The organism is Streptomyces bluensis (genome assembly GCF_014650715.1).
Taxonomy (GTDB): Bacteria; Actinomycetota; Actinomycetes; order Streptomycetales; family Streptomycetaceae; genus Streptomyces; species Streptomyces bluensis.
The window spans coordinates 99,696-115,595 of sequence record NZ_BMVM01000003.1; the positions used below are offsets into that span (position 1 = coordinate 99,696).

The window sequence follows — 15,900 nt, forward strand, 5'->3', positions numbered from 1 at the left end:
CACCCCATGGAACACCCCATGACGACGGCACCACCGCCCCTGCTGAGCGCCCAGGGCCTGCACGTGACGTTCCCCGGGCGGCACGGCACCGCACCGGCCCGTGCCGTGGACGGCGTCGAACTCGACATCCGCGCCGGGGAGATCGTGGCCCTGGTCGGCGAGTCGGGCTGCGGCAAGACGACGCTGGCCCGCACGTTGCTCGGCCTCGTGCCGCCGACCTCGGGACGGGTCAGCTTCGCCGGAAAACCGCTGGAGTACTCCTCGCGGGCCCTCAAGGCGTACCGCAGGCGCGTCCAACTCGTGCTCCAGGACCCGAGCGGCTCACTGAACCCACGCCACACGGTGTACGACGCGGTGGCCGAAGGGCTGCGCATCCACGGGTACGGCGGGGACGAGCGGTCGGCGGTCGCGCAGGCCCTCTCCCGGGCCGGTCTCCGCCCGCCCGAGCGCTTCTTCCTGCGCTACCCGCACGAGCTGTCCGGAGGCCAGCGCCAGCGGGTGGTGATCGCGGGCGCTCTCGTCCTGGAGCCCGAACTCATCGTGGCCGACGAGCCGGTGGCCTCGCTCGACGCCTCGGTGCGCGGCGAGATCCTGGCCCTGCTGCTGCGCCTGCGCGCCGAACTGGGCCTGTCCGCCCTGGTGGTGACCCATGACCTGGGCCTGGCGTGGAACATCGCCGACCGGGTGGCGGTGATGTACCTGGGCCGCATCGTGGAAACGGGCGCCGTCGAGCAGGTGCTGACGGCACCCCGGCATCCGTACACCCAGGCGTTGCTGTCCGTCCTGCCGGACGCCCCGGGCACCCCGGTGCTCCTGACCGGCGACCCCCCGGACCCGTCCCGCATCCCCTCCGGCTGCCGCTTCCACTCCCGCTGCCAGATCCTGACGAACGGCGAGGCGGAACGCGCGGGCGTGGCGGAGGCGTGCCGCGGCCGGGAGCTGGAGGTGCTGGGCGGGGGTGGCGAGAGGCAGGTGGCTTGTCATTGGGCGCGGGCGCGGACCGCTGGCTGACGGCTTCTGGCGGGTCAGCCTCTGGACACCTCGCTTTTTATGCTGTCGATCAGTGCGGCGAGGGCGGTCGGTGCCAGTGTGGTGACGGTTGCGGGGGTGACGCTCTCGCGGAGGTGGAGGGTGCCGGTTCGGTCGAGGGCCAGTTCGACGCAGGCCGCCGAGCCGCCTTCGCTGTAGGTTGACTTCTGCCATCGCAACCCGGTCACCTGCTCGCCTTCCTCAAAGGAGGGGGTAAAGGAGTCTCTGGATCAGCCCCAGGGAGTCCTTGGCCAGGTGCCCCTCGGGCGGTACGGACACGTCCATTGCGGGGAGTGCCGTGTCCCGCAGCGTAGCGAACAGGTCCGTGTACCTGGCAAGGTCTTTGGCCTCCCCCAGCCACAGGTCCTGCTCCACATGCGCGACAAGGACCGTGCCCAGTCGCTGCTCAGGCGGCAGCAACATGGTGAAGGACGTACCGAACGGCACCGGCCCGTCAAAGGGCAGCACCTGAAGTGTGACGTGCGACAGGCGCGACAGCTCGATCAGACGGACCAGTTGCTCACGCATGATGCTGCTGTCCCCGTACGACGGGTGCAACGCCGCCTCGTGGATGATCGCGTGGAACCGGGGAGGCCGTTCCTTCCGGAGGAGTTGTTGGCGTCGGAGGCGGAACTCCACCGCCAGATCCTGCTCGGCTTCGAGCGACTTCGCGTATCCCTGACGGTGGATCACCGAGGCGTAGGACTCGGTCTGGAGCAGGCCCGGCACGAAGAACGGTTCGTAGCAGACGACGTCGACGGCGACCTCCTCCAACTCAGCGAAGTCCAGGAAGAGTTGAGGCAGATGATCTCGATACTCGGTCCACCAACCCTTGCCGGTCCTGTTGCCCAGCTCGATCAAGGCGTCCACATAGGTGGATTCTTCGCTACCTGAGGCGGCAGCCAGTCGGCGCACCCGCTCTGCGGACAGGCTCGTACGCCCCGCCTCGACGGTACTGATGTGCGAGGCATTCATCCCCATTACCTCCGCCGCGCGGGCGGCGGTAAATCCGGCACGTTCGCGTATGGCCCGAACTTCAGCGCCGAAGCGCCGCTGCCGGTAGGTCGGGTTCGCCCTCAGCCCCATAGACCCTCCTCATCGTCAACCACGGAAGTATCCACCAACCAGCGCCTCCAGCAAGAAGGTTGAGGATTGGCAACCAATCTCGCTACGGTACGTACGGCATCAGTCGCAGTCCGCACACAACTGGAGGCTGCCATATGCGCACGCCCGAAACCCCCCAGCCCCAACCCCTCTGGGCCTACGGACTCACCATCCCCCACGACCCCCGCGCAGTTCGCGTGGTCCGGGCGACCATCCGCAGCATCCTCGCCGCCGCCAAACTCAACTGCATCGTCGACACCGTGGAGTTGCTCGTCTCCGAGGTCGTCACCAACGCCTACCGCTGCTCCGCTCAGGAGACCTACGTCAGCATGGAACGCACCCCGGAGGACTTCCGCGTCACGGTGTGGGACCACGGTTCGGGAGCACCGGCACCCCGCGCCCCCTCGGACGAGGACGAGCACGGACGCGGGCTCGGCATCGTCGAGGCGTGCGCCGATCGCTGGGGCGTGCGGGACTACCCGCGCGGCAAGGCCGTGTGGTTCAGCGTCGTACCGAAGAGCAACGGGGACGAGGCATGAGCTGTCCACAGGCACAGCCCGCACCGCAGCCTCACAGGTACGCTGGCGAGCAGTGGGCAGCCCACGGTAACGCCCCGAGGAGACCCAGCATGAGTACCGCCGCACAGTCCGGCCGTGGAGACGCTGTCGTCCCCCAGCCGGCCAGCACCCCGGAAGACCTGCGGGCTGCCCTCGCGCAACTGGCGCCCGACGCCTTGCCCACGTTCGACACCGAGCGGTCTGTGGCGCTTCAGCAAGCACGCGAGCGGGTCAGCGCCGCTCCTATGCGCCGCTTCGTCGGTCAGTGGGCGGTGTACGTCGCGCTGGAACGGCATTCCGAGCGAGCCGCCAGGCTGCGTTCCCTGGAAGCGCGCGCCGCTACCACCGAGAGCCTTGAGGAGGCCCGCACCATCGCGGCCGAGATCGGCCGGATCCTGGACCAGGCGTGCGCAGAAGCCGGGGTCGAGCGGGCCGAGGACGCGTGACGGCGTGGGAGACGAAGAAGCCCGGCGCTGGGAGTACGACCCAGATGCCGAGCACGTCGCGGCCGGGTTCCCCCAGCACATCGTGGAGGAGGTCGAGCGTCTGGCGTCGGAGCTGGTTGCTCTCGCTGAGGTCGGCGTCGATGTGACGGACATCGGCGAGGGGCCGCGAAGAGGCGTTCCCGGCGGCGTACGCCGCATCCCGCTCCTGTCCGACGGCTGGTTCTACGCGCTGCCGGTACCGCGGCTGCGTCTCATCGCGATCACCCGGATCATTCCGCCCTTCGACTTCCTCTGAGCACAGGGACCGGTAGGCCGGTCCCTGCCCGGACTGGATGCCGGAGGCATGCAGTCCGGGAACGCACGACAGAACTACGAGGGCGCGTTATTGCAATCCGCCGTGAGTAATTGGCAGATATCGGCCACCAGTGGCCCGAAGTGACTTGGGCTACGACCGCCAGGGTCGTCCTGAATCCGCCAATCGTCGGCCGACACGGCGGCCCCGTGGCTGTGACGTCGTTCGTCGGCCCAGCCGTGCTCCGGCACAGCCATGGAGACCCACAGGAGGTGACGGCCGTCGCAGGAAGTCGTACGACGGCCTACGACGATGCGGTGCAGGCGCCTACAGAGCAATCTCCAAGGTCACTGACTTGGACACGAAGCCGTTGCGCTCATAGAAACGGACGGCCTCGGAGTTGCTGGAGTACGCCGTCACCTCCGCCAACTCCGCTCCCTGTTCCTTCGCCCAGGCCATGAACTCGCTGATCAGCCGCCCACCGATCTGTCCCCGGCGATGAGCAGGCCGCACATACATGCTCACCAGCGACGCGGCCCTCACGGGCTTCATCGCGGACGCCTCGGCCACGACCCCAGTGAGATGGCCCACGACCTCGCCGTCTCGGTCGGCGACGAGTAACAGCCGATCCGGATCGTCGATGGCGGCGGCGAAACGTTGCCGTCCGTGCTCACGCGGCCAGTCCACGTCGATGCTCGGATCACGGGTCCCCGCGTCCTCGGCGAACAGAGCGATGCTGCACGCCACCAGCCCGTCGACATCCGCGTGCTCTGCCTTGCGGACCACCACCACATGCCGTTGATCACTCATGGGCCGCGACGCTACAGGCTGCCACTGACACCGCCACCGGGACGGCAGCGCAGCGGCTCAGAACTGGGAGCGAGCGTTCTCGCCCCGGTTCCGAGCCCCCGAGATCATCACCGTCGCACAGCGCGCCGCGCCCGTCTCCTGCCCTGTGCGGGCAGGGACGCCCCTCGTCAGTCCCCGGCGGTCTTCGCCGCGGGCTCCTCCGTCTCGCCGTCCTCCAGCGCCTTCAGCGCCGGGTCCATCACCACGTCCTCGGCGCGGGGCTCCGTGGTCGGGTCCTCCGGGAAGTGGCAGGCCGTCAGGTGGCCCTCGCGGTTGCCGGAGAGCTGGATCAGCGGCGGCTCCTCGGAGGCGCACTTGTCCTGTGCCTTCCAGCAGCGGGTGCGGAAGCGGCAGCCGGACGGCGGGTGGATCGGCGAGGGCACGTCACCGGCGAGACGGATGCGCTCCTTGTCGTCCGCCTCGTCGTCCACCGCGACCTCGGGGACCGCAGAGAGCAGGGCGTGGGTGTACGGGTGGCGGGGCCGGTTGTAGATGGAGTCCCGGTCGCCGACCTCGACGACCTTGCCGAGGTACATCACGGCCACACGCTGGGAGAAGTGCCGGACCACCGCCAGGTCGTGCGCGATGAACAGGAAGGCGATGCCCATCTCCTCCTGGACCTTCTGGAGGAGGTTCACCACCTGCGCCTGGATCGACACGTCCAGCGCGGAGACCGGCTCGTCCGCGACGATCAGCTTGGGGTTCAGTGCCAGGGCGCGGGCGACGCCGATGCGCTGGCGCTGGCCGCCGGAGAACTCGTGCGGGAAGCGGTTGTAGTGCTCCGGGTTGAGGCCGACGAGCTCCAGGAGTTCGCGGACCTTCTTCTCCCGGCCGCCCTCGGGGTTGATCCCGTTGACCTCCATCGGCGACTTGATGATCGTGCCGACGGTTTGCCGCGGGTTCAGCGAGGAGTACGGGTCCTGGAAGATCATCTGGATCTCGGACCGGACGGGGGCCAGCTGCCTGCGGGAGGCGTGCGTGATGTCCTGGCCCGCGTAGCTGATCTTTCCGCCGGTCGGCTCCAGGAGCCGGGTGATCAGCCGGCCGGTGGTCGACTTGCCGCAGCCCGACTCGCCGACCAGACCGACGCTCTCCCCGACGCCCACGGTCAGGTCCACGCCGTCGACGGCCTGCACGGCGCCGACCTTGCGTTTGATCGGGAAGCCGCCGTAGATCGGGAAGTGCTTCGTGAGGCCCTCGACCTCAAGGAGGGTCTCGACCGACGTACCGGTGGCGCCCTGCTGTTCGGGGAGGGTGAGGTTGTCGCTCATGTCTCGGATCTCCCTAGCGCAGCCGGGGCTGGATCTTGTCGATGAAGATGGTCTGCTTCTGCTCCGCCGTCAGGTGGCACGCGGAGGCGCGTCCCACGCCGAGCGTCGGCCGTTCCTCGGCGCACCGGTTGCCGGTCACCTCGCCGGTGAAGGTGCAGCGCGGGTGGAAGGGGCAGCCCGACGGGGGGTTGAGCAGGCTGGGCGGGGACCCGGGGATCGGGGTGAGCGCCTGCGCGGTGTCGCCACCGAGCCGGGGCATCGAGCTCAGCAGGCCCCAGGTGTAGGGGTGCTGGGGGTTGCGCAGCACCTCACGGACGGTGCCGCGCTCCACGGCCCGACCGGAGTACATCACCAGCAGGTCGTCGGCCATGTCGGAGATGACGCCGAGGTCGTGGGTGATGAAGATGATCGCCGAGCCGAACTCCTGCTGGAGGTCCTTGAGCAGGTCGAGGATCTGCGCCTGGACGGTCACGTCCAGGGCGGTGGTCGGCTCGTCCGCGATCAGCAGGTCGGGGTCGCAGACCAGCGCCATGGCGATCATGGCGCGCTGGCGCATACCGCCGGAGAACTGGTGCGGGTAGTCGTCCACACGCGTCTGGGGCTGCGGGATGCCGACCTTGGCCAGCATCTCGATCGCCCGCTGCCGCGCCTCCTTCTTGGAGGCACCGGTGTGCTTCATGTACGGCTCGGCGATCTGCCGGCCGACCGTGTAGTACGGCGAGAGCGCCGTCAGCGGGTCCTGGAAGATCATCGCGGCCTTGTTGCCGCGGATCTTCTCCATCTCCTTCTCGCCGGCGGTGATCAGTTCCTTGCCGTCAAGGACGATCTCGCCGTCGATGCTGGTCGTCTGGGTGCTGTGCAGCCCGAGGATCGTCAGGTTGGTGACGGACTTTCCGGAGCCCGACTCACCGACGATTCCCAGGGTCTTGCCGCGTTCGACGTCGAAGGAGAGGCCGTCGACCGCCTTGACGATGCCGTCCTCGGTGGAGAACTGCACCCGCAGATCGCGGACCGAGAGGAAGGCGTCCGACCCTGTCGGGTTCGGCGCGTCTTCGGTCTTGGTCAGTGTGGTCACGGTCGTTCTCCTAGCTGAGGCGCACGCGCGGGTCGATGAACGCGTAGGCGATGTCCACGAGGATGTTCAGGATCAGGATGAAGAAGGCCCCGAACAGCATGGCGCCCATCGTCAGCGGCAGATCCTTGGTCACCGACGACTCCACGGCGAGCCGTCCGAGGCCTGCCAGGTCGAAGGTGAACTCGGTGACCACACCGCCCGCGAGGAGCGAGCTGAGGTCCATGCCGATGATGGTGACGATCGGGATGAGTGAACCGCGCCAGGCGTAGCGGAAGAACACGTACTTGCGCGACATGCCCTTCGCCCTCGCGGTGCGGACGTGCTCTTCCTGGAGCTGCTCGATCATGGTCGAGCGCGCCATACGCGTGTACTGCGCCGTGAAGATCGTGGCCATCACGACCCAGGGTATGAGCAGCCCGATGAACCAGGCGGCCGGATCCTCGGTGAACGGCACGTACTTGGGGTTCTCCATCCAGCCCGTCTGGTAGACGAGGATGCCGAGCACGATCGGGCCGAGCAGGTAGATCTGGAACGAGCTGAGCACGATGGACGCACCGCTGGCGATCTTGTCGACCACGGTGCCGCGCTTCCAGGCGGCCAGCATGCCGGTGCCGAGACCGAACAGCAGGAAGATGATGAGACCGCCGATGGTCAGCGACAGCGTCAGCGGGAAGCGGTCCATGATGGATTCCCAGACGAAGTCACCGGTCTTGAAGGAGACACCCAGGCACGGGGCCGGGCAGTGCCCGACGGCGAAGTCCCGGCCGGCCACGATACCGACCATGAAGTTCCAGAACTGTGTGGTGATGGGCTGGTCGAGTCCGAGGTTCTCCCGGATGACAGCGATGTTCTCCGGCGAGCAGTTCTTGCCGCAGGAGAGGGCGGCGAAGTCCTGGGGAACTGCGTAGAACAGGAAGAACGTGAACGCGCCGATCAAGAACATGATCACGACGGCGCCGATCAACCTGCGGATGAGGAACTGAAGCATGGCGGGCGGCTGCTCTCTTCGGAAGCGGCGGTGCGGTGAGGGGATGGGGTGCCCGTGGGGGTGCGCTCCGCCTGGCGCGCACCCCCACGGATCAGCCGTGGCTGTTGCTTACGGCTGCTTCAGGAACACATCGTCGATGTCGATGTAGCTCGACTCGGTGCTGTACTTGGCACCGCCGATGTTCGAACCGAAGAGCTGGATCTGCTTCGAGTAGTACACCGGGGCGGCGGGGTTGATCTCCTCGACGATGCGGTGGTGCGCCTCTTCCCACTTCGCCGCGGCCTCGGCCGGCTCCAGCTTCAGGGCTTCCTTGATCAGCTTGTTGACCTGCGGGTCGTTGATGTGCGAGTAGTTCGGCGAACCGTCGGCGATCTGCTCACCGTCGTAGACCGGGGTCACGACCGTGGACTGGGAGGGCCAGTCCTGGCCCCAGCCGGTCATGTAGAGGTCGTACGGGTTGTCGAGCTTGCCGATCTGCTCGTAGAACGTGGCGCGGTCGATCTCCTTGGCCTGGACGTCGAAGCCGATCTTCGCCAGCGCGTCCTTGATGATGACCTGCTGCGCCTGGCCGCGCGGGCTGTTGGAGTACGCGTAGGTGAGCTTGGTGCCGTCCTTGACGCCCGCCTCCTGCAGCAGCTCCTTGGCCTTGGCGATGTCACCGTTGGGCTTCTTGAGCTTGCCGTACGGGTCGTACTTCGGGTCGAAGCCGGGCAGGGTCGGGGCGAACAGACCACCGGCCAGCTCACCGCCGTACTTGCCGCCGTCGGCCTGGATCATGGCCTGGCTCGGGATCGCGTACGTGATGGCGTCGCGGATCTTCTTGTCCTTGATCTTGTCAAGGTTGAAGCTCATCTGCCAGACGTAGGGCTGGTAGCCCTTGATGGTGCGCTTGTTGACCGCCGGGTCGGTGACGACGTCCTGGATCTGCGCCGGGTCGACCGAGTCGGTCCACTGGATCGCGTTCTTGGCCTCGCCCTGGTCGGCGATCAGACGCTTGGTCTGGCTGGTCTGGTCGATCGTCGTGGTGAAGTCGTAGCCGTCGACGTACTGGTGGCGCACCACGTCCGTCTTCGGGTCCCACTGGTCGTTCTTGACCAGCTTCAGCGACTTGCCCGCCTTGTAGTCGGCGACCTTGTACGGGCCGAGCGCGGCCGGAGCCTTGTCGTACTTCTCCTTCGTGTCCTGCTTCTCGGGCACGATGGAGTAACCGGCCATGGCGAGCGCCTGCGGCAGGTCGGGACGCGGCTGGTCGAAGTGGAAGACGACCGTCTTGTCGTCCGGGGTCTCCAGGACGGAGTCCGGCAGGTGCTTGCCCTTGTACGGACCGTCCGGCAGGGCCTTGCGGTAGTCGGCACCGGAGAGCCAGGTCTGGACGTAGGTCGGACCGTCGAAGATGAACTTCGCGTACTGGCGCTCGATGGTGTGGCGGACGTCCTTGGACGTGATGACGTTGCCGTCCTCGTCCTTGATGCCGTCCTTGAGCTTGAACGTCCAGGTCTTGCCGCCGTCGGAGGACTGGCCGGAGTCGGTGGCGACGTCACCGACGACGGTCAGGTTGCCGTTCTCGTCCTCCTGGAAGTTCGTCAGGCCGCGGTGCACCAGGTTGGAGAACTGTCCGGCGTCGCTGACGTAGATCTGTCCCGGGTCCATGTGGGACATGTCCGACTGCATGTAGACGTTGATGGTGCCGCCGGGCTTGGCTCCGGCGACGGGCGCGGCGGGGCCGGTGGAGGCCTTGGCGTCGCCGTACTCCACGGGCTTGGACTGCTGTGCCGCGTCGTCCTTGGACTTGGACTGGTCCTTGCCCTCCTTGCCGCTGTTGCTGGAGCAGCCGGTGAGCGCGAGCGAGCCGGCCACCGCGGCGATGGCTATGGCTCTCACAGAGCGCGATCGGATGGGCTTCATGATGCGGTTGCACCTACCTGTCGGTTGTTATCCAGAAGTGCTGCCTGGCCATCCGGTTGCCCGGCGTCAGGGGAGGCAGCCACCCCCCTGCTCATGGACGTCACCGTCCGGTCTTCGGATCGAACGCGTCTCGGACGGAGTCACCGAGAAGGTTGAAGGCGAGGATGAAGATCACCAGAGCCGCACCCGGGAACAGCAGGAACGCGGGGTCCTGCTCGTAGGTGTCGGCGCCGATGGCGAACATCCGGCCCCAGTCGGGTGTCGGCTCGACGAGGCCCACTCCGACGAACGAGAGGAACGCGATGTTCAGGATGGAGCTGGGCAGCGTGTACGTGGCCTGCACCAGGATCGGGGTGACGACGTTCGGGAGGATCTCCTTGCGGACGATCCGCCACCGCGAGGCGCCCGAGACCTTGGCCGCCTCGACGAACTCCCGCTCCCGCAGGGAGAGCACGGAGCCTCGTACGAGCCGGGCCAGGCTCATCCAGCCCAGGAACCACATCACCAGGATGATCGCGACCACGCGCAGGTAGGTGGGGGTCTCGTCCGTCGGGGACACGAACATCGCGGTGACGATGGGCATGAAGGCGATGAAGAACAGCTGGTTCGGGAACGACAGGAAGAAGTCCGTGACCCGGCCCAGCCAGTAGTCGACCTTGCCACCGAAGTAGCCGCTGACCAGGCCGATGAGGACACCGGTGACGACGCACAGGGTGGTCAGCACCAGGGCCATGTAGAGCGAGTTGCGGATGCCGTAGAGCAGCATCGTGAACACGTCGCGGCCCAGCTTGGGTTCGACGCCGAACCAGAACTCGCCCGACACACCACCGAACGTCCCGGTGGGCATGGCGAAGTCGTCGAGCAGGAAGGGGTAGTCGGGTTCCTGCGCGTACAGCGTGTACGGGTTCTTGCCGTACAGCGACGAGATCACCGGCGCCAGCGCGGAGACCACGAAGAAGAAAATCACTACCCCGGCGGAGATCATGCCGGTACGGTCACGCCTGAAGCGCTGCCACATCAGCTGGCCGGGGGAGCGACCCTCAAGCTTCTTGGGCTTGTCGGCCTCGGTGGTCGAGGCCAGTTCGGGGTCCAAGGCGACCGACGGGCCCGAGCCCTCGGCCTTGGTTGGACTGGTCATGTGTGTTCTTCCCCCGGGGGATGGAGAGTTGAGCGCAGCACAGATACCGGCGGGTTCTGTGGTTTGGGGGAACTTTCGCCAAGCGAGTCAACGCGCGTCAAGGGCGGAAGGCATAGGGATCTCCCTACCGTCCATATTTTGAGCAAAAATTGCAAAGATTGACACCTAAGCGCGCTTGACAGCTCCCACCAGAACTTCGCGAAACGGACATTCGCGGAGGGTTTTTTGTTTACATGTCCGAAACCTGATCGCAGGATCACCGATATCCGAACAGCGCCCCACGGCCCAGTTACGACAAAAATACGCACACAGCGAGGGCCCGGTCCCCGGAGTGCGGGAACCGGGTCGTCGCAGACGTCCGGTCGGGAGTGTCAGCCGTGCTTGGCGCGGCTCGCGGCGCGGGCGCGCTCGCGGGCGTCCAGGTTCACCTTGCGGATGCGCACCGCCTCAGGAGTGACCTCGACGCACTCGTCGTCGCGGCAGAACTCCAGGGACTGCTCCAGGGAGAGCTTGCGCGGCGGGACGATCGACTCGGCCACGTCGGCCGTCGAGGACCGCATGTTGGTGAGCTTCTTCTCCTTGGTGATGTTCACGTCCATGTCGTCGGAGCGCGAGTTCTCGCCGACGATCATGCCCTCGTACACCTCGGTGCCCGGCTCGACGAAGAGGACGCCGCGCTCCTGGAGGTTCGTCATCGCGAAGGCGGTCACGGCACCGGCGCGGTCGGCCACCAGGGAGCCGTTGTTACGGGTCTGGAGGGCGCCGAACCAGGGCTCGAAGCCCTCGTGGATCGAGTGACCGATACCCGTACCGCGGGTCTGGGTCAGGAACTCGGTCCGGAACCCGATGAGGCCGCGCGAGGGCACCACGAACTCCATGCGCACCCAGCCCGAGCCGTGGTTGGACATGTTGTCCATACGGCCCTTGCGGACGCCCATGAGCTGGGTGACGGCGCCCATGTGCTCCTCGGGCACGTCGATCGTCATGCGCTCGACCGGCTCGTACACCTTGCCGTCGACGTCCTTGGTGACGACCTGCGGCTTGCCGATGGTCAGCTCGAAGCCCTCCCGGCGCATGGTCTCGACCAGGATGGCGAGGGCCAGCTCGCCACGGCCCTGGACCTCCCAGGCGTCCGGCCGGTCGGTGTCCAGCACGCGGAGGCTGACGTTACCGATCAACTCGCGGTCGAGGCGGTCCTTGACCTGGCGGGCGGTGACCTTGCGGTCCTTCACGGCCGCCTTCGCGTCGGCGCCCTTGCCGGTGCCGCCGCGGCCGACCAGCGGCGAGGTGTTGGTGCCGATGGTCATCGAGATCGCGGGCTCGTCGACCGTGATCAGCGGGAGCGCGACCGGGTTCTCGGTGTCCGCGAGGGTCTCGCCGATCATGATGTCCGGGATGCCGGCGACGGCACAGATGTCGCCGGGGCCGGCCTTCTCGGCGGGCTTGCGGGTGAGCGCCTCGGTCATCATCAGCTCGCTGATGCGGACGTTGCTGACGGAGCCGTCCCGCTTGATCCAGGCGACGGTCTGACCCTTGCGCAGCTCGCCCTGCTCGACACGGAGCAGCGCGATACGGCCAAGGAAGTTGTCGGCGTCGAGGTTGGTGACGTGGGCCTGGAGCGGGGCGTCCTCGTCGTACGTCGGGGCCGGGATGTGCTCCAGGATGGTGGAGAAGAACGGCTGCAGGCTGGTGGAGTCGGCCGGGACCGTGCCGTCCTCCGGCTTCGTCAGCGAGGCGATGCCGTCACGGCCGCACGCGTAGACGATCGGGAACTCGATCTGGTCCTCGTCGGCGTCCAGGTCGAGGAAGAGGTCGTAGGTCTCGTTCACGACCTCGTCGATACGGGAGTCCGGGCGGTCCGTCTTGTTGATGCACAGGATGACGGGCAGGCGCTGCTGGAGGGCCTTGCGCAGCACGAAGCGGGTCTGCGGCAGCGGGCCCTCGGAGGCGTCGACGAGGAGGACGACCCCGTCGACCATCGACAGACCGCGCTCGACCTCGCCGCCGAAGTCGGCGTGGCCGGGGGTGTCGATGATGTTGATGGTGATCGGGTCCCCGCCGTCCTTCGGGTGGTACTTCACCGCGGTGTTCTTGGCGAGGATCGTGATGCCTTTCTCACGCTCCAGGTCGTTCGAGTCCATGACGCGGTCGTCGACGGAGTCGAGCTGGTGCGCGGCGAAGGCGCCCGCCTGCTTGAGCATGGCGTCGACGATCGTCGTCTTTCCGTGGTCGACGTGGGCGACGATGGCGACATTGCGGATGTCATGACGCTGGATGGACGCAGGCATGGTGCGGCGTATCTCCCGGGGTGTGTGGACGGCCTCGCGGAGTCGTTGTCCCGCGGGGCCTGCCGGGCTGGACACGCCACGGCCTCACCCCATGGTACGGGGGCGCTGCCGCTGGGCTTGGCCGGGAGGTGTGGGGGGCCTTGTTTTGTGAGGAACTCGACGGTGGGGTGGGGCTGTGCGGTCTCGTCTGCCGGGTCTGGGTATGTGGGCGGCTGCGGGTGTGTTGTGGCTGGTCGCGCAGTTCCCCGCGCCCCTTAAAGGCCGCGCGGTTGCCCGCGCGGCTCGAAGGCATCGCGACGTTCCCCGCGCCCCTTGAGAGACCTGGGCGCGCCCGGCATCTCCAGGTGCCGCCACTTCAGCGCACCCGCCGCCCCGTACTCCTACGAGTGCTTCGGGCCCGGCTTGCCCGGGTTCTTCAAGAAGCCCATGTCCTCGTATACCGGGGTTTCGAAGCCGAAGGCTCCCACGTTGGCCAGATTCGTACGTGCGGCCACCAGCTGGGGGCGCTGGTAGAGGGGGATCGAGCCGGCGGCCGCCCAGATGCGGGCGTCGGCCTTGCGGATCAGGGAGCGGGACTCCTTCTCGTCGAGCGTGGCGATGGCCTGGTCGAAGAGCTGGTCGACCTGGTCGGTGCCGACGCGCGTGTAGTTCTGCTCGATGGTCAGGGAGCCGTCCGCTCCCGGGACGGGCTTGGCGTAGATGGGGCGGGCGTCGGTGGCGGGGTAGGCGGAGGCGGGCCAGGAGTACAGCGCGAGGTCGTACTCGCCGTTCGCGATGTGGTCCTTGAAGTAGCTGGTCTCCGGGACCTTGGTGATCTCGGTGCGGATGCCGACGCGCTCCAGCATCCCCGCGATCCGTCTGCCCACGGCCCGCAGGGACTCCGAGCCGGCCCCGGACGGGAGCACGAAGCGCAGGCTGAGCGCCTTGCCGTCCTTGGCGAGCGGGCCCTTCACTCCCTCGGCGGGCGCGGCGGTGCCCTCCGGGGCATACATGCCCGCGGCGCTGTCCGGTTCCAGCTCCGGCTTGTACCGCTTGCTGTCCCCGGCGAGCTGTCCGGGCGTCTTCTTCCCGTCGGCCTCGTCGGCGTCCGACTTGTTGTCCTCGCCGACGACGTACGTCTCGCCGTCCGGGGAGCCCGACTCCTCGGAGCTCTCGGAGTCGTGTTTCCCGGCCTCGGCTCCGGCCGCCTTCTTCTCCTTCTTGACCGGTCCGCCCAGCACCCACCCGGCGTCGGCGAGCAGGGCCTTCGCCTCCTTGGTGTCCTCGCCGCCGAGGGCGCCGCTGTTGTCGGCGTAGGCCGCCTGGCCGGCGAGGGCGACGTGGCTGCCGACGGGGACGGGGGGCAGTCCGAGCGGCTTCAGGACGACGTCGGCGAGCTGCTTGCGGTTCAGGGCGCGGGCCACGGCACGGCGGACACGCTCGTCGGTGAGGGGGCCCTCGGAACCGTTGAGGGCGAGCTGGGTGTACGCGGGCTCCAGTGACTTGCGGACCTCGAAGCCGCGCAGGGCGGACTGCTGCGCGGTGTACTCGGAGATCATCCTGCCCCGCTTGCGGCGGACGCCGGCCTCCTCCTCGGCGGCCTTCTCGTCGGAGCCGTGCGCCACCGCCCAGGAACGCAGGGCCCTGGCGGAGGTGACCCCGGTGGCGGGACCGTGGGCGACGGACGCGCCCTTGCGGCCCTCGGGCTCCTTGCTGCCCCCGGCGCCCTTGCCGCCCTCCCGTCCGGCGCGGTCGATCCGCCGGGCGTCCTCCGCGTCGACCTCCGCGACGTCGACCTTGCCGTCGGCCAGCGCCTCCGCCCGCTCGTCGCGCGGCACGGCGCGCAGCACCAGTTCCTTCAGCTTCGCGGGGCGGCCCCACCAGAGCGGGTTGCGGGTGAGGGTGACCTGGCCGTCCTTGCGGTCGACGGACTTGAGGGCGAAGGGGCCCGCGGTGAGCTTCAGCTTGCGCCGGGTACCGTCGTTGAAGGCGTCCGGGCTGGACGTGACCTCCTTCGGGTACAGCGGCGAGAACAGCGACTTCCAGTCGGCGTACGGCTTTTTGAAGGTGACGCGCACCTCCAGGTCGTTGGCCCCGCGCTCGATCTTCTCGATCCGGTCGTACCCGGCGTTGCGGGCCGTCCAGTACGTGGAGTCCTTGCCGGACAGGGCGCGCCACTGGGCGGCGAAGTCGGCGGCGCCGATCTCGCGGCCGTCGCTCCAGACGGCCTGCTGGTGGAGCTTGTAGAGCACGACCTGCTTCGGCTCGCGCTCGACGATCTCGGCGGACTCCAGGTAGTCGGCGTTCCGCTCCGGGCGGCCGTTCGCGTCCAGCCGGTACATCGACGGCAGGACGGCGCCGGCGACCCGCGTGGTGGCGGCGTCGGCGTCCGCCTGGAAGACGTTGAGCGTCTCCGGCACGGCGTCCACGGCCCAGCGCAGGGTGCCCCCGTCGGCGACCTGTTTGCGTTCGGCGGGCGCGATGTCCTGCCCGGCGAGGGGCTTGCCGGCCGGGTCCTCCTCGCTGCACGCGGTGAGCACCGGCGCCACGAGCACGCCCGCGGCAAGGAACGCGACCGAGCGCAGCACCGCGCGCGGTCCGACTCGGTCGTCGGCCTTCACTGCCACCTCCGGGTGTCGGCGTAACGCTCCGTCGCTGTCGCCACGGAGGACAAGGTCATTTTGATCACATTCGGGGTATATTGGGCGATATAGCGCTGATCGGATCGATCAGACGGATGGGCCCCACTGAAGGCGAGAGAGAGCGAGTGGACGCGGCGACACGACGAGAGGCGGCGGCAAGCCCACCCAGGCGGCGCAACGGCCCCGTGCCCCCCGGGGCGCGCCCGGGGCGCGCGAAGGCGCGTTCACCGGGTTGCGATCCGCGAATCCGTGCACATGCCTTCCCAGGGGCTTGTGTGACGCGCAACACTCGCAGGCGCATGAACGTTGCCACCCAGGGCCCGAGAGCCCCCGGAAG

General features: G+C 68.0%; 14 protein-coding genes. 4 read left to right on the top strand and 10 right to left on the bottom strand.

Going from position 1 to position 15,900, the window contains the following annotated elements:
• The first annotated feature begins 18 nt into the window (after window positions 1–18).
• On the top strand, window positions 19–1,011 hold the full coding sequence (locus IE262_RS10415; RefSeq protein ID WP_189873043.1) for an oligopeptide/dipeptide ABC transporter ATP-binding protein: 993 nt from the start codon (window positions 19–21) through the stop codon (window positions 1,009–1,011).
• A 14-nt stretch (window positions 1,012–1,025) separates the two neighbouring features.
• On the opposite strand, the gene IE262_RS10420 is transcribed toward IE262_RS10415, so the two are convergent.
• Both IE262_RS10420 and IE262_RS10425 read right to left on the bottom strand, forming a co-directional pair.
• Window positions 1,026–1,217 carry a DUF397 domain-containing protein gene (locus IE262_RS10420; protein ID WP_189873046.1) on the bottom strand — a complete coding sequence of 64 codons (192 nt, stop codon included), beginning with the start codon at window positions 1,215–1,217 and terminating at the stop codon, window positions 1,026–1,028.
• 13 nt (window positions 1,218–1,230) lie between these two features.
• A complete protein-coding gene (locus tag IE262_RS10425; protein ID WP_134029383.1) occupies window positions 1,231–2,115 on the bottom strand; it encodes a helix-turn-helix domain-containing protein in 885 nt (294 codons plus the stop codon).
• Between the two features lie 134 nt (window positions 2,116–2,249).
• On the opposite strand from IE262_RS10425, the gene IE262_RS10430 reads away from it, so the two are divergent.
• From IE262_RS10430 to IE262_RS10440, 3 genes are all read left to right on the top strand, one after another.
• Window positions 2,250–2,672, top strand: a complete 423-nt coding sequence (locus tag IE262_RS10430; protein ID WP_134029381.1) for an ATP-binding protein — start codon at window positions 2,250–2,252, stop codon at window positions 2,670–2,672.
• An 89-nt stretch (window positions 2,673–2,761) separates the two neighbouring features.
• Window positions 2,762–3,136 (top strand): DUF6247 family protein, encoded by a 375-nt coding sequence (locus tag IE262_RS10435; protein ID WP_189873048.1) that lies wholly within the window; start codon window positions 2,762–2,764, stop codon window positions 3,134–3,136.
• A gap of 4 nt (window positions 3,137–3,140) precedes the next feature.
• A complete protein-coding gene (locus tag IE262_RS10440; RefSeq protein WP_134029379.1) occupies window positions 3,141–3,431 on the top strand; it encodes a hypothetical protein in 291 nt (96 codons plus the stop codon).
• A gap of 324 nt (window positions 3,432–3,755) precedes the next feature.
• Here IE262_RS10440 and IE262_RS10445 read toward each other — a convergent pair whose 3' ends face one another.
• The 8 genes from IE262_RS10445 to IE262_RS10480 all read right to left on the bottom strand — a co-directional run bounded on the left by IE262_RS10445 (window position 3,756) and on the right by IE262_RS10480 (window position 15,542).
• A complete protein-coding gene (locus IE262_RS10445; protein WP_189873050.1) occupies window positions 3,756–4,238 on the bottom strand; it encodes a GNAT family N-acetyltransferase in 483 nt (160 codons plus the stop codon).
• A gap of 167 nt (window positions 4,239–4,405) precedes the next feature.
• Window positions 4,406–5,548 carry an ABC transporter ATP-binding protein gene (locus IE262_RS10450; RefSeq protein ID WP_189873052.1) on the bottom strand — a complete coding sequence of 381 codons (1,143 nt, stop codon included), beginning with the start codon at window positions 5,546–5,548 and terminating at the stop codon, window positions 4,406–4,408.
• A 13-nt stretch (window positions 5,549–5,561) separates the two neighbouring features.
• Window positions 5,562–6,623, bottom strand: a complete 1,062-nt coding sequence (locus tag IE262_RS10455) for an ABC transporter ATP-binding protein (protein WP_134029373.1) — start codon at window positions 6,621–6,623, stop codon at window positions 5,562–5,564.
• Window positions 6,624–6,633: 10 nt separating this feature from the next.
• Window positions 6,634–7,611: an ABC transporter permease gene (locus IE262_RS10460; RefSeq protein WP_134029371.1), complete on the bottom strand. Its 978-nt coding sequence runs from the start codon at window positions 7,609–7,611 to the stop codon at window positions 6,634–6,636.
• A 108-nt stretch (window positions 7,612–7,719) separates the two neighbouring features.
• On the bottom strand, window positions 7,720–9,516 hold the full coding sequence (locus IE262_RS10465; protein WP_134029369.1) for an ABC transporter substrate-binding protein: 1,797 nt from the start codon (window positions 9,514–9,516) through the stop codon (window positions 7,720–7,722).
• 100 nt (window positions 9,517–9,616) lie between these two features.
• Entirely contained in the window at window positions 9,617–10,654 is a 1,038-nt protein-coding gene (locus tag IE262_RS10470) for an ABC transporter permease (RefSeq protein ID WP_134029367.1), read from the bottom strand.
• Window positions 10,655–11,025: 371 nt separating this feature from the next.
• The gene (gene typA / locus IE262_RS10475; RefSeq protein ID WP_134029365.1) at window positions 11,026–12,942 is read right to left on the bottom strand and encodes a translational GTPase TypA; all 1,917 of its coding nucleotides are present in this window, start codon (window positions 12,940–12,942) and stop codon (window positions 11,026–11,028) included.
• A gap of 380 nt (window positions 12,943–13,322) precedes the next feature.
• Window positions 13,323–15,542: an ABC transporter family substrate-binding protein gene (locus tag IE262_RS10480; RefSeq protein WP_189873054.1), complete on the bottom strand. Its 2,220-nt coding sequence runs from the start codon at window positions 15,540–15,542 to the stop codon at window positions 13,323–13,325.
• Window positions 15,543–15,900 lie beyond the last annotated feature (358 nt).

Excerpts from the sequence above, each read along its gene's own strand:
- IE262_RS10430 (WP_134029381.1), top strand. The coding sequence starts at position 2,250 with ATGCGCACGCCCGAAACCCCCCAGCCCCAACCCCTCTGGGCCTACGGA.
- IE262_RS10425 (WP_134029383.1), bottom strand. The coding sequence starts at position 2,115 with ATGGGGCTGAGGGCGAACCCGACCTACCGGCAGCGGCGCTTCGGCGCT.
- IE262_RS10435 (WP_189873048.1), top strand. The coding sequence starts at position 2,762 with ATGAGTACCGCCGCACAGTCCGGCCGTGGAGACGCTGTCGTCCCCCAG.
- IE262_RS10465 (WP_134029369.1), bottom strand. The coding sequence starts at position 9,516 with ATGAAGCCCATCCGATCGCGCTCTGTGAGAGCCATAGCCATCGCCGCG.
- IE262_RS10445 (WP_189873050.1), bottom strand. The coding sequence starts at position 4,238 with ATGAGTGATCAACGGCATGTGGTGGTGGTCCGCAAGGCAGAGCACGCG.
- IE262_RS10450 (WP_189873052.1), bottom strand. The coding sequence starts at position 5,548 with ATGAGCGACAACCTCACCCTCCCCGAACAGCAGGGCGCCACCGGTACG.
- IE262_RS10460 (WP_134029371.1), bottom strand. The coding sequence starts at position 7,611 with ATGCTTCAGTTCCTCATCCGCAGGTTGATCGGCGCCGTCGTGATCATG.
- typA (WP_134029365.1), bottom strand. The coding sequence starts at position 12,942 with ATGCCTGCGTCCATCCAGCGTCATGACATCCGCAATGTCGCCATCGTC.
- IE262_RS10470 (WP_134029367.1), bottom strand. The coding sequence starts at position 10,654 with ATGACCAGTCCAACCAAGGCCGAGGGCTCGGGCCCGTCGGTCGCCTTG.
- IE262_RS10415 (WP_189873043.1), top strand. The coding sequence starts at position 19 with ATGACGACGGCACCACCGCCCCTGCTGAGCGCCCAGGGCCTGCACGTG.